Raw genomic sequence first — 11,936 nt, 5'->3', positions numbered from 1 at the left:
GCTCCCCTTCGGAGGTCATGAAGTCCACGCTGTGCCCATGGTTGCGCAGCGTCTGAATAAACTGGAGTATCGCCGGCGCCTCTTCTCTGCCATAGCGGTCGTAGTCCATGAAGAAGGCAATCCTCTTACCCATGAGTATTCCTGTCCAGAGGGGGTTATAAAAATTTGGGGTAAATTATGCTATTACTTCAATACAATTTTATCGGTTTATAAAAAGAGATAACGGTCGATTGGCCGCCCACCACAAAAATTCATCCACAATTTTCAGTTTTGATTTATTATATTTTTTAGCCACGGTGGAAAATGTATCGTCATATTCTTCAAGCAATTTCTTTACTTCTTTCATGAACATATAATAGATATCCTCGTAAGATTTAGATTTTCTATTTGATTCCAACTCCCTGTTAAATGCTTCTATTATATTACTATCCCAAGCTGGGAAGAAATTTGGACAGATTAAATGAAGGGTTTTTGCCGCCGCTGTCTGCTTAATTATGCCTTTAAATGAGCGATAACACTTCTTAATATCAGATTCAATTTTTTTATTGTCTATATCAACTTCAGACAAATCCATTGTCCTGAAAGATTTAAGTTCTTGCGAGTTTTCTGTGATTTTCTCTGCAAGTTTGGCTTCCCAATCAGGAATCCGACCAAGTACACGCCCCATCTTACCCCACTTATAGAGGAATTGGCGTACGCATTTTTCTACATCCTTAGTGACCTTGCTTAAATTGAATTTCCTAAATTTTTCTGTGTATTCTACGTATTTGGACTCTTCTCTATTCGATGCTTCTTTTTCATATCGTTCGATAAAATAAACAATTAATTGATCAATTTCCATAAGACTATTGAATTAACTCATGTTTATAAAATTTTCTATGATAATAATTAAAAATAATGGTAACAATTTCATATATTTAAGGTCTATTTACGTTTCTTTCTACTGTTTATTTCACCTCGTCCATCCTACTACCGTAACTCCCGTGCAACTTTCTTTCTATCACTTTTTCTCGAGATTCCACCATTTTCCTACTCTTCGAACAGAGGTTCCTTAATTATGTACAGATTATACTACCCTTCAATCCTGCCCCAGAGGCGTGCGAACACCTCGGCCCGCCTTGAGAGCAGCCAGAGCAGCACAAGAATCACCATGCCGGCAAGGAAGGTTACAGCGCCGGTGAGTGCCACTTTGTCCGCCGGGAAGGCGTAGATGACCAGCGGGTTCGTGCCGAGCATGTAGTCGAAGTAGTCGTTGAGCGCCAGCCAGGTGGCGGCGATACCAAGCTCCCGCCTGGTGATTTTCACCCTATGCAGTATAAGCGCAGGCTGAATAACCATGCCGAAGTGCAGCACAAACATGAGGTAGTAATAATAGCGGTGGTAAGGTGCCAGGAAGTAGTCGCTGAAGTAGAGGATTACAAACATCGTCCAGAAGCCGTACTTCACACTCTGTGCCATGGCGATGAGGTAGAAGGCGTTGAAGCGTTTTTTAAAGAAGATGAGGATAACAGAGAGGGCAAAGAAGAGCGTGGCGAGAGGTGAGTCGGGCACAAAAATCCATAGCTTCACAGGAAAAAGCGCATACATTTCACGGTAGTAGTAGAAGCCAAAGGCCGTGCCGGCGATGTTGATTACCGCCACTGCAAGCAGAAGCGCATCATAGCGCCTCATCGCTCTCGCCTCTCAGCACCCTCGCGGGCACCCCACCGGCAAGGGCACCTGCAGGGATGTCCTTATTAACAAGGGAGCAGGCGGAGATGGTAGCGCCGTCCCCTATCTCCACCCCCGGGAGTACAAGGCTTCTCGCACCTATCATAACATTCCTTCCAACCTTAACCCTGCCCCTGCGCCACTCCTTGACCAGAAACTCGTGCGCAAGTATGGCGGCATTGTAGCCTATCACCGAGTTGTCTCCAATCTCAATCAGCTCAGGGAAAAAGATGTCGAACATCGCACCCAGGCCTATGGAAACGTCCTTCCCCACCTTCATCCCTGTTAACCTCAAAAGCCAGCGCTTGAGCGCCAGCGAAGGCACAAAACGGCAGGTGTAGATTATGATGAAGTTGAAAACCACGCGCAGGGGGTGCTTTATCCTGTACCACCTCTGCAGCGAATTGCTGCCCTCGCTGGGGTACACATCAATCCTGCGCATCCTCAAACACCAGCTCTGCTCTGGCTACGTGGTACCTCACAAGGGGACACCTCTCGTGGCACCTTCCGCAGGAGGTGCAGCGCTCTGTTATCCTCGCCTTCTCCCTCACTTCAACCGCATCTGAGCGGCACTGGGCCACGCAGACACCGCAGGCAAAGCAGTGCTCAGCCCGCTCTATTACGCCCTGCATCCTCCTCACCCTCTTCGCCAGAGTGGCATGCTCCCTCGCGGTAGCAACCGCCACGCCCTCACGGTAAAACCTTATTCCTCCCGCCTCTATAAAACCGTCGCCCTTCGCTTCAATACCGAGCACCCTGGCAAAGCGGGCGATGTCCTCAAAAGGTGCGCTGAAGCTTGTGCTAGCCCTGAGCTCCCCGTCTCTCTCCAGCTTATAAACAAACCGTACCTGTCTCCTCTTTTCTGTAAGCCCTGCTTTTTCTGCGGCTTCCCTGTGCCCCCTGGGCAGCCTCCGCCACCGCCACACTCCACGGGAAAACTCCACCTCGCTATAGCCCTGCTCTGCGAGCACCCCACGGAGCTTTCCCCACAGCTCAGGGTGGCTCTGCCTGAGCATCGCTATCTCCGCCATCTCAGAGCCAGGGCAGGGCCAGCATCCCAGGCGGTAGTTACCTTCCTCATACAGCGGATTAAAGGCAACGCCCTCCCTGAGCAGGAACAGCCACACGTGCAGAGCTGTCCAGTTCTGTATAGGCGAGGCAGCGAGCTGGTTTCGAAGCCAGGGGTTGCGCCACACCCTCTGCGAGGCTGCCCTCGCCTCGCTCTCGTAGCGTCTCTGGCCTATGAAGGCAAGGCATCCCTCTGGGAAGTGCTCCTTTATCAGCCTTGCCGTGGGCCCAAGCTTCACCACCTTACAGCACCATCTGTAGTCCCTGCCCGGAAAGCCGAAGTACTCCACGCCCCGCCAGAACCTGTCCCCGGCCTCCGCCACCAGAAGCTCAGCCCCCACAGCTCTGCAGGCTTGCCTTGCGAACCTCATCGTCTCTGGAAACTCAACGCCAGTGTCCACCATCATAGCTTTAGCACTGCCCAGGGCCTTCTTCACCAGAAGAAGTGTTGCCAGGCTGTCCTTACCCCCGCTGAAGGCGACAATAACCGGCTTCCTGCTCCTCTCGGCGATTTTCCTTATAAACCTCACCGCCTCGCGTTCATAGCTTTCTATCACCGGAAGGTTTGCCTTTACTGCCTCTTCCCAGCTCTGCTGCCCAGGAATCTCCTCTCCCACACCCGCGCTGTACCTGCGAACCTTTACAAACATGCCCTTTGTTCTCGAAGCCGCCTCCTTGCCGCTCATTCTCGCCCTTCCCACGGCGATGGCTCTGCCCTCGCAGGTTACGATAACCTCGTCCCCCCGCTTAATCTCCGGGTCAAAGGCAACTACGCCTGGCAGCAGAACACTTGCCCCTTTAGCTAGATACTGCTCCACGTCTGGATAGACCTCCACGTAGCCTCTGCCCCCCTCAACCAGCCTCTGGGCCCCGGCCGGCGAGGGCATAAGCACATAGTCACGTTCAAAATCGTAGCGCAGTGCTCCCAGAACGACGCCGTCTGCAACAACCTCATCCATAACATCCTCGCCTGGGGCACGGTTGAGCAGAACCAGTTTACCTTCTGGAAGTAGCTGGGTGCCGAACTGCTCCTCAGCGGCACGATTGATAACCTCCACGTCCCGCGGAAAAGCAGGCCTTACGTCTCCGGGCGGGGTGATCGCCACCCTCCTGCCCTCGCCGCCGCAGGAGGCGCAGCGTTTGCCGAGAAGGGGAAGATTGCACCGCGTGCACCAGCGCAGACGCAGCCTGCCGAGATATGGAGCCTTCATGGTTTCTCTTTCTCCAGCGCACTCTTTACCTTGCTCAGCCCTTTAAGCGCAAGGTGAAACTCCTCGGGCGATGCTTCATAGTCCGCAAACTCCGCCAGCTCGCAGAACCTGACAGTCTCGCCGGCGAGGGTCTTGATCTCCCCATCCACATCATCCCTCTCAAGCATGGCAAGGTACTCGCGCAGTGTGAGCTTCTTGCCAGGGGAATACCTCCTATCGAATATCCTCTTCAGTTCCTCGGATATCATAACAAAAGCACCCTTCCTGTCGCCCCCGTAGAATGCCTCCTTCGCCTCCTTGAAAACATTCCTCTCTGGTCCCTCTATCTTCTTCTCCTGGTACACCTTTGCAATCTCCTTCCCGCGCTTTCCAAAGTACTTAAAGGCCAGGTAGGCAAAGGGGAGCAGACCGAGGAAGCCTATGAGAGAGAACTTCAGAGCCTGCTTCACCGTAAGTCCCTTCTCGGGCTCAGGGTACAGCCTGGTCTCGGCGCTCCTGTTTGCTATATCGCTGGGCGTTGCATTAGAGGTTCTGCCGGGTGAAGGTGGCACCGCCACAACAACATGAAGCACAACCTCCCCGCTCCGGAGGGTGACCTTCCTGCCCCCCACTTTAAACTCCAGTTCGGCGCTGGGCAGGGTGTAGTTTCCCTCCCGGGTGGGAACTATGGTATAGGTAAAGCTGCGCTTTTCTCCAGGGGCGAGATAGCTCAGGTACTCCAGGTAGTTGTAGCTGAACCCCGGCAGAGAGACGCTGTCTTTGAGCTTCAGGTCTGTTATCGCCTCCTTCCCCGGGTTGCTCACAGTTAGCACCACGGTAACCGGCTCTCCAACTGCAACGACGCTCTTGCTCAGGCCCTTCTCAAACACCACACCACTCTGGGCATATGCCAACCCTAAGAAGAGAAGCAGAGCAAATAAGGTGGCGCAACGCATGCCCTCAGGGTAAAGGATAACTACGTTAAAGATAGTTTTTTAATCTCCTGCACAACCCCCTCCACACTCTCGCACATCTTCGGGTACGCCAGGCTTGGACGCCGCACCACTATCACCGGGATGCCCAGCTCTCTGGCTGCGGCGAGCTTCTCTCCAACCCCGCCTTCGCTGCCGCTTTCCTTGGTCACGAGCACCTCTGCCCTGTAGGCTTTGAGCATGGCCCTGTTCAGCTCCTTATCAAAGCGCGGGCGCATTGCGATTATGTCCTCCGGGCCAAGCCCCAGCTCGATAATCCGAGCTATCACCTCCGGGAAGGGGAGTGCCCTAACAACAACGCGGGAGGAGCAGTGCTTCAGGAAGGTGGGCAGATTCTTTATCCCGGCGGTGTAGAAAACGACCCTACCCAGCTCAGAGGCAAGCCTAGCCGCCTCCTCAAAGCCTTCAACCTCGTGTATGTCCTCACCTGAGAGGTTCAGCCTTGGACGCTCATACCTGATATACACTACCCCCGCCTCCTCCGCCGCCTTCATTGCATTCTCACTCGCCTCCACCGCGAAAGGGTGGGTGGCGTCCACAATTGCCCCTATGCTTTTGCTTCTCAAGAGGTGAAGCATCTCCTCCTTGCCTAACTGCCCAACCACAACCTCACTTGCGCCGGCTTTGCTCGCAATGTCGGCGCCATAGCGCGTGGTAACGCTTGCAATAACCTCAAAACCCTCTTCCACGAGCCTTGCGATAATTTCACCCGCATCCCCCGTGCCTGCAAGCACCCAGAGCATACTACCCCCTCAGAGAGTACTTCCTCCTGTATCCGCGAGGCGTAATCATCCAGCCCTCATAGAGGAAGCTCTGGGAGTTTCCTATTATGACGGTTGTGAGCATGTCAGCCTCATGCCTGTGCATCTCCCCCAGTGTGGTAACTTTAACCCTGCAGCCCTCGCGGTACGCATTCTTAACTATGCCGACAGGCGTGGCAGCATCACGGTGGCTTAGCACAATCTCCCTCGCCCTGTCAATCTGCCAGCTTCGCTTTGTGCTCCTCGGATTGTAGAGCACAATAACAAAATCGCCCTTTGCAGCCAGCTCAAGGCGGCGCTCTATCGCGCGCCAGGGTGTGAGCAGGTCACTGAGGCTTATAACTGCAAAGTCGTTGCCCAGGGGCGAGCCGAGAAGTGCTGCCGAGGCGTTGGCAGAGGTTATACCCGGGATGACCTCCACCTCCAGCTTTGCCGAATTTTCGGCGAGGTATTCAAAAACAACACTCGCCATTGCGTATATGCCAGGGTCTCCGCTGCTCACCATCGCCACCCTCCTGCCCTTAAGTGCAAGCTCCACCCCCTGCTTTGCCCGCTCCACCTCGTGGCGCATTCCAGTGGCAAACACCTCTTTACCCTCGAGCAGCTCCTCCACAAGCCCGAGGTAGCTTTTGTACCCCACAATCACGTCGCTCTCCTCTATTGCCCTAACTGCGCGGGGTGTTGTATGCTCCCTGCCCCCTGGCCCAATTCCCACGAGATAAAGCTTGCCCGGCATGCTTCCAACTTCAGAGGCAAGTTTTTAATATTTTCCGGTGGACTCTTAGGTATGTTCCCTCACCGCCGACCCTCGAAGGAAGCCAGGCTGGCGATGTGCCGGGCTGCAAAGGCTCTCGATGTTGAGTCGAACGCGGAGCTTGTAATGAGAGCTTCAGAGGCCGTGGCAAAGCTCACCGGGCACAGCCATGCGCGCGTGGTGGCGAGCGGGAGCTGTGCCGTGCTTGCCGCGCTGAGTGCCGTCGAAGGCAGAGTGATGCTCCCGGATCAGGGGGGCTGGAGAGGCTTCAAAGCATACGCTCAACTTCTAGGTAAAGAGGTGTGCGAGGTCAAAACGGAGCTCGGTGTGATCCACGCCGAGGCGCTGGAGGAGGCGCTTGGGCGCCATAAGCCGGGGGCACTGCTTATAACCTCCTTCGCCGGCTACATAGCTGAGCAGGATGTTCGCGCAATTCACGAGCTCTGCGAGGAACATGGAACCCTGCTCATCGAGGATGCCTCCTCAGCCATAGGCGACAGGAGGCTTGCGCAGGGTGAGAATGCCGACATTATAATCTGCTCCACAGGAGACCCCAAAATCACCAACCTCACCGCAGGGGGTTTTATCTCAACCGGTGATGAGGAGTTTTTGAGAAGGGCTGCAAAGTTAATTAAAGCCTGCCGTCCCAGTGGCATTCTCGCCGCCGGCCTGGTTGAGGAGCTGAAAATAGCTCCCGCCGTGGTGGAGCGACTGACCGAGTTCTCGGAACTGCTGAAAAGCAGGCTTCCTGGTGTTGTCCATCCCGAGAGGCGGGGTGTGTGCGTTGGCGTACTGCACCCATCGCCGAGGGAGGTAAAGGCAAGGGCTCGTGGATTAACAACAGACCTTGGAAAGAGCCTTCTCACCCTCTGCCCAAGCTACGACCGCTTTCTTGCTCCAGGGGTGTGCATTGAGCTTAAAAAGCTGGATGTGCTGAAGCTGGATAAAAGCGATGTGCTTATCCTCCGGGAAAAGCTGAAAGAGGCGCTTACCTAAGATTTATATTGTGCGGTCTTAAATTCTTACTCAATGAAACATGTGGAAGTAATTGTCAACAGTGCTATAGACATTGCAAAAAAGCTTAATGCTTCTGCGATAGTAGTTATAACTGAGACAGGAGACAGCTTCGAAGAGTTTAAAAATGTAAAGCTAAGCGTCCCTGTAATATTCGCCACCGCTTCAGAAGAGATATTCCAAAGTATGCTAAAAACTGTCACTGAGAGTGCTCTGGACGTGGAATTTGTGGACAAAAAGGTGAGACACCGCAGAGTTGATACCCACGTGCTAAAGCTTCTGACAAGGAAAGGCTCCGTGGCGAGGATGGTGGAAGATGCAATTGTGAGGGGGATTGAGAAGGGTATTATCCACGATAAAGACGTCGTGATAGCTGTTGGCTCAACCCTTAACATGGAGGCAAACTCCATCTTCTACTATGAGGTGAAGGAGGAGGCCCTCGACCTGGCGCTCTACCACTTCCTTCATGACATAGAGGTTAAGCCGGAGGTTTTTGAGGCGGTGCTTAACATCGCCCTTGAGATAGGAAAGGAAGGCAGAGAGGGCAGAATGATAGGTACAGCCTTTCTGATAGGCGACACAGAGAAGATAATGGCTATATCAAGGCAGCTGATCCTCAACCCCTTCGAAGGACACATGGTGGGGGAGCGCTCTGTGCTCAACCCGGAGATAAAGGAGACAATCAAAGAGCTTGCCCAGCTGGATGGTGTTTTTGTCATCAACAGCGACGGGATTATAGAGTCCGCGGGGGTCTACCTCAATGTGGACACAAGCAGTGTGGACATACCTCGCGGGCTGGGGTCGAGACACGCCGCCGTTGCTGCGGTGACTGCAAAGACCCGCAGTATAGGCATAACAGTAAGCCAGAGCGGTGGTATAGTGCGCGTGTTTAAAGAAGGAAAGGTTGCGCTGACAATTGAACCGCAGCGCAGGTTTTCGGTCAGAGGTGTGTGAGAAAGATTGAGCCCCAAAATAAAAAATTTTGCTGGATTCTTTGACATGCCGGAAGAAGAAATAGAGAAACTGAAGAAAGAGGCCAAAGATGCAAAGAACGGTAAAACCCTGGAGGAGCTGTTAAAAGAAATTATTTAGTGTCGCTTGTAAGGCAATCCCCTCATCCGCAAAACCCTTTCCCTCGGTAAAATATTTATTCTACCCGGAATATCCCTTTTAAGGAGGACTGTCATGTCGCGGAACATTTTTATAGAGCAGGTGGTACGCACTCCCGTAGAAGAGCAGCGCGTAGAGCTTGTGGAGAGGAAGGGGGTAGGTCATCCCGACAGCCTGGCTGATGGCATAGCCGACGCTGTAAGCAGGGCGCTTTGCAGGGAGTACCTGGAGGAGTTTGGTTACGTGATGCACCACAACACTGACCAGGTGGAGCTTGTTGGCGGGCAGGCTGAGGTGGAGTTTGGAGATGGAAAGGTAATAAAGCCGATATATATCCTGCTTTCTGGAAGAGCCACCACCGTCGTGGATGAAAAGGTTGTGCCTGTGCACAAGGTCGCCATTAAAGCTGCGAAGGACTACCTCCGCACAACAGTGCGGAACCTGGATGTGGAAAGCGATGTTATCGTTGACTCGCGCATAGGTCAGGGGAGTGTTGACCTTATTGATGTGTTCAGGCGCTCAAAGGCCGTGCCTCTCGCAAATGACACCTCCTTCGGGGTCGGCTTCGCCCCTCTCAGCGACGTCGAAAGGCTGTGCTATCAGACGGAACGCTACCTGAACAGCGACGAATTTAAGAAGAGGTTTCCTGAGAGTGGAGAGGACATCAAGGTTATGGGGCTCCGCGAAGGTGAAGGAATCGCCTTGACCATTTCAATGGCCATGGTAGCCAGGTACGTGCCGGACATGGACCACTACCTGAATGTGATTCAGGAGATCAAGGCCGAGGTGAAGAAGCTGGCCTCCAGGATAACTGAGCGTGAGGTGGAGGTTTTCCTGAACACCGGTGACGATTACAAGAGAAAGGCGGTATACCTGACAGCAACCGGCACCTCCACGGAGATGGGCGATGACGGCAGCGTTGGCCGCGGCAACAGGGTGAATGGTCTTATCACACCCAACCGCCATATGAGCATGGAGGCGGCGGCCGGTAAGAATCCTGTTAACCATGTGGGCAAAATCTACAACCTGCTCGCCCACAGGGTGGCGGAGCAGATCACCCGCGAAATAGCTGGAGTGAGAGAGGTGGACGTACGTCTGCTCTCGCAGATCGGCAAACCCATAGACCAGCCCAAGGCGGCAAGTGTCCAGCTTATACTGGAGGAGGGAGTAAGCCTTGGAGCAATTGAGAGCGATATTTTTAGTATAGTGGATGAAAACATCGCAAGCATCAGGAAGATTACAGACATGTTCATCAGGGGCGAGCTTACCACCTTTTGAGCCTGGTCTCTGCCCAGCCTAAATCTATCTCCTATTTTTCTCACGTTAGGTTACTTTAATCAGATATATGGTGGGGGAATACTACACCCTGGCGGAGCTGGAGGGCAGGGCGCCGAAGCTGTTTGGCATACCCACGGGCACAAAGCTGGACGAGCTGTTTTATAAGGTTGAGAAGGGCGAGCAAGGCTATGAGCGCAAGCCCCTGGGAGGGATACCTTACCTGGCGGTGCTTAACATAACCGGCATACCCGATACCGGAAAGAGCATCCTGGCGGAGCAGTTCGCAGCCACGCAGGCGAGCGCCGGCTACGGGGTGCTCTACGTCACCGTGGAGAGCCCTGCGAATTTTCTTTATGCTGCTCTGAGGCAGAAGAGCGAGGCGCTGGGTTTGGAGTTCACCGAGGTTGAGAAGAATGTGGTGGTGATAGACGCTTCGGACAATGAGGAGCTGAGGGAGAACCCGCGTGCGCTGCTGGATACCATGGCGTATGCAATCAAAGAAAAGAAAGTGAGGAACGTAATTATAGACAGCATCACTGGTTTATACGAGCACAAGGAAGTGGCTGCAAGGCAGATTGTGAGGCAGTTCTTCAACTTCCTCAAAAGATGGCGCCAGACAGCGCTGCTCGTATCTCAGAAGCGCTCCGCCCAGGCGAGTGAGAGCGCTGAGGCGGCGGGTGGGCTTGCGGTTGCGCACATCGTTGACGGCACCATAGTACTGGATAAGAGGATAGTGGAAACCCGCTGGGACGTCTCGCTGTACCACCTTCCCCTCGGCAGTGTGCTGCGCACACTGCGCATAGACGGCTGCCGCCTCGCATCGCATGACCCACGAACCTGGGTGTTTGAGATTACTGAGCTGGGGGTTATAGACATAATAGCCCCCCTTGAAGACTACATAAAAAAGTAATGGGAGGTGGTAGAAATGGAGGTGATATCAAAGCCGGTGGCGGTGAGCATAGACGCAATGGCGGAGCAGGTGTTTGCCGAGAGTATATCACTGCTCGGCGGGCTCAGGAAGCTGGTTGAGTACCGCAACCTCACCTGGCTTCCATCCCTGGCGGAAGCTGCGTACGTGGTTGTGATGAGGAATGAGGCGATGAAGAGCTATGCAGAGATTGCAAGGGAGCTGGGGATAACTGAGCAGACAGCGCGCAACATCGCCACAGCCAGGGAAGAGAAGGTCAGAGCCTACCTCGAGCAGGAGGTGAAGAGTGTCGACGAGCACATCGCAGGCGGCCTTGCAAAGCTGGCCTACCAGAAGTTGAAAAAGGAGGGCCGTCTGGGCGAAGAGATAAGGCTAGCGCAGCGCGAGGCTGAGGTTCTGGGCATCGACTGGGCGGTGCATCTGCTGGCGCGCATCAAGGGCATGCGCTTCCCGGCGGAGAAGGAGCAGCTCGCCGGGAGGCTTCGCGGGCTGGTGATAAAGGGCAGGCGTGCCGAGGAGATTCTGGAGGAGCTCCCGTATCCCATTAAAACGCCCGCAGAGCTTCTGCACAGGATTAGGGAGAGGCTGTAGTTTTTCCCTTTTTTCTTAATAAATACATTTTTATGTCATGCCTGCAGATATAATAATGTCTGAATTTTTGAAAATTGAGGGAGGTGAAGATATGGGAGCCAAGAAGATACTGATGCTTGTGGGAGACTATGTGGAGGACTACGAGGTAATGGTGCCCTTCCAGGCGCTGCAGATGGTAGGACACGAGGTGCACGCTGTGTGCCCCGACAAGAAGGCGGGGGAGAAGGTGCGCACCGCTGTGCACGACTTTGAGGGTGACCAGACCTACAGCGAGAAGCGGGGGCACAATTTTACACTGAACGCAACCTTCGACGAAATTAACCCCGAGGACTACGATGCTCTTGTAATCCCGGGCGGGCGCGCGCCGGAGTACATACGCCTCAATGAGCGCGTGCTTGAGATTGTGCGCCACTTCGCCAGCGCTGGCAAGCCAATCGCCGCAATCTGCCACGGAGCACAGGTGCTCACTGCAGCAGGGGTTATCTCAGGCGTAGCGTGCACCGCTTACCCTGCGGTCTCGCCGGAGGTCAGGGCAGCGGG

14 protein-coding genes are annotated in these 11,936 nt (G+C 53.9%); 7 read left to right on the top strand and 7 right to left on the bottom strand.

What is annotated here, in order from left to right; translation table 11 throughout:
• Positions 1-199 precede the first annotated feature (199 nt).
• From ACXJJW_RS06515 to cobJ, 7 genes are all read right to left on the bottom strand, one after another.
• Positions 200-841 (bottom strand): hypothetical protein, encoded by a 642-nt coding sequence (locus ACXJJW_RS06515; RefSeq protein WP_456474927.1) that lies wholly within the window; start codon positions 839-841, stop codon positions 200-202.
• 230 nt (positions 842-1,071) lie between these two features.
• Positions 1,072-1,671 (bottom strand): DUF1405 domain-containing protein, encoded by a 600-nt coding sequence (locus ACXJJW_RS06510; RefSeq protein ID WP_456474926.1) that lies wholly within the window; start codon positions 1,669-1,671, stop codon positions 1,072-1,074.
• Positions 1,658-2,152, bottom strand: coding sequence for an acyltransferase (locus ACXJJW_RS06505; protein ID WP_456474925.1), 495 nt, complete (start codon positions 2,150-2,152; stop codon positions 1,658-1,660). Before ACXJJW_RS06505 ends, ACXJJW_RS06510 begins: the two co-directional genes overlap by 14 nt.
• On the bottom strand, positions 2,139-3,989 hold the full coding sequence (locus tag ACXJJW_RS06500; RefSeq protein WP_456474924.1) for a phosphoadenosine phosphosulfate reductase domain-containing protein: 1,851 nt from the start codon (positions 3,987-3,989) through the stop codon (positions 2,139-2,141). The genes ACXJJW_RS06505 and ACXJJW_RS06500 overlap by 14 nt, the downstream gene beginning before the upstream one ends.
• Positions 3,986-4,924 (bottom strand): BatD family protein, encoded by a 939-nt coding sequence (locus ACXJJW_RS06495; protein ID WP_456474923.1) that lies wholly within the window; start codon positions 4,922-4,924, stop codon positions 3,986-3,988. Before ACXJJW_RS06495 ends, ACXJJW_RS06500 begins: the two co-directional genes overlap by 4 nt.
• 20 nt (positions 4,925-4,944) lie before the next feature.
• Positions 4,945-5,703: a precorrin-6A reductase gene (gene cobK / locus ACXJJW_RS06490; protein WP_456474922.1), complete on the bottom strand. Its 759-nt coding sequence runs from the start codon at positions 5,701-5,703 to the stop codon at positions 4,945-4,947.
• A gap of 1 nt (position 5,704) precedes the next feature.
• Positions 5,705-6,457 carry a precorrin-3B C(17)-methyltransferase gene (gene cobJ, locus ACXJJW_RS06485; RefSeq protein WP_456474921.1) on the bottom strand — a complete coding sequence of 251 codons (753 nt, stop codon included), beginning with the start codon at positions 6,455-6,457 and terminating at the stop codon, positions 5,705-5,707.
• A gap of 51 nt (positions 6,458-6,508) precedes the next feature.
• Between cobJ and ACXJJW_RS06480 the strand changes: the two genes are divergently transcribed.
• The 7 genes from ACXJJW_RS06480 to ACXJJW_RS06450 form a co-directional block, all read left to right on the top strand.
• On the top strand, positions 6,509-7,471 hold the full coding sequence (locus tag ACXJJW_RS06480) for a DegT/DnrJ/EryC1/StrS family aminotransferase (RefSeq protein ID WP_456474920.1): 963 nt from the start codon (positions 6,509-6,511) through the stop codon (positions 7,469-7,471).
• Between the two features lie 33 nt (positions 7,472-7,504).
• Entirely contained in the window at positions 7,505-8,443 is a 939-nt protein-coding gene (locus tag ACXJJW_RS06475) for a diadenylate cyclase (protein WP_456474919.1), read from the top strand.
• Positions 8,444-8,449: 6 nt separating this feature from the next.
• Entirely contained in the window at positions 8,450-8,581 is a 132-nt protein-coding gene (locus tag ACXJJW_RS06470; protein ID WP_456474918.1) for a hypothetical protein, read from the top strand.
• A gap of 93 nt (positions 8,582-8,674) precedes the next feature.
• Positions 8,675-9,877 (top strand): methionine adenosyltransferase, encoded by a 1,203-nt coding sequence (locus ACXJJW_RS06465; RefSeq protein WP_456474917.1) that lies wholly within the window; start codon positions 8,675-8,677, stop codon positions 9,875-9,877.
• Positions 9,878-9,944: 67 nt separating this feature from the next.
• Positions 9,945-10,787, top strand: a complete 843-nt coding sequence (locus tag ACXJJW_RS06460; RefSeq protein WP_456474916.1) for a KaiC domain-containing protein — start codon at positions 9,945-9,947, stop codon at positions 10,785-10,787.
• A gap of 15 nt (positions 10,788-10,802) precedes the next feature.
• On the top strand, positions 10,803-11,396 hold the full coding sequence (locus tag ACXJJW_RS06455; protein WP_456474915.1) for a KaiC associated regulatory domain-containing protein: 594 nt from the start codon (positions 10,803-10,805) through the stop codon (positions 11,394-11,396).
• Between the two features lie 91 nt (positions 11,397-11,487).
• Positions 11,488-11,936: DJ-1/PfpI family protein (locus tag ACXJJW_RS06450; RefSeq protein ID WP_456474914.1), on the top strand; the 449-nt coding region annotated here is incomplete at its 3' end.

Source organism: Candidatus Pyrohabitans sp. (genome assembly GCF_054014795.1).
The sequence above is the reverse complement of the archived record's forward strand: the minus strand, read 5'-3'. Positions and strand labels throughout refer to the sequence as shown.

Excerpts from the sequence above, each read along its gene's own strand:
- ACXJJW_RS06465 (WP_456474917.1), top strand. The coding sequence starts at position 8,675 with ATGTCGCGGAACATTTTTATAGAGCAGGTGGTACGCACTCCCGTAGAA.
- ACXJJW_RS06455 (WP_456474915.1), top strand. The coding sequence starts at position 10,803 with ATGGAGGTGATATCAAAGCCGGTGGCGGTGAGCATAGACGCAATGGCG.
- ACXJJW_RS06475 (WP_456474919.1), top strand. The coding sequence starts at position 7,505 with ATGAAACATGTGGAAGTAATTGTCAACAGTGCTATAGACATTGCAAAA.
- ACXJJW_RS06500 (WP_456474924.1), bottom strand. The coding sequence starts at position 3,989 with ATGAAGGCTCCATATCTCGGCAGGCTGCGTCTGCGCTGGTGCACGCGG.
- ACXJJW_RS06510 (WP_456474926.1), bottom strand. The coding sequence starts at position 1,671 with ATGAGGCGCTATGATGCGCTTCTGCTTGCAGTGGCGGTAATCAACATC.
- ACXJJW_RS06460 (WP_456474916.1), top strand. The coding sequence starts at position 9,945 with ATGGTGGGGGAATACTACACCCTGGCGGAGCTGGAGGGCAGGGCGCCG.
- cobJ (WP_456474921.1), bottom strand. The coding sequence starts at position 6,457 with ATGCCGGGCAAGCTTTATCTCGTGGGAATTGGGCCAGGGGGCAGGGAG.
- cobK (WP_456474922.1), bottom strand. The coding sequence starts at position 5,703 with ATGCTCTGGGTGCTTGCAGGCACGGGGGATGCGGGTGAAATTATCGCA.
- ACXJJW_RS06515 (WP_456474927.1), bottom strand. The coding sequence starts at position 841 with ATGGAAATTGATCAATTAATTGTTTATTTTATCGAACGATATGAAAAA.
- ACXJJW_RS06495 (WP_456474923.1), bottom strand. The coding sequence starts at position 4,924 with ATGCGTTGCGCCACCTTATTTGCTCTGCTTCTCTTCTTAGGGTTGGCA.
- ACXJJW_RS06505 (WP_456474925.1), bottom strand. The coding sequence starts at position 2,152 with ATGCGCAGGATTGATGTGTACCCCAGCGAGGGCAGCAATTCGCTGCAG.
- ACXJJW_RS06480 (WP_456474920.1), top strand. The coding sequence starts at position 6,509 with ATGTTCCCTCACCGCCGACCCTCGAAGGAAGCCAGGCTGGCGATGTGC.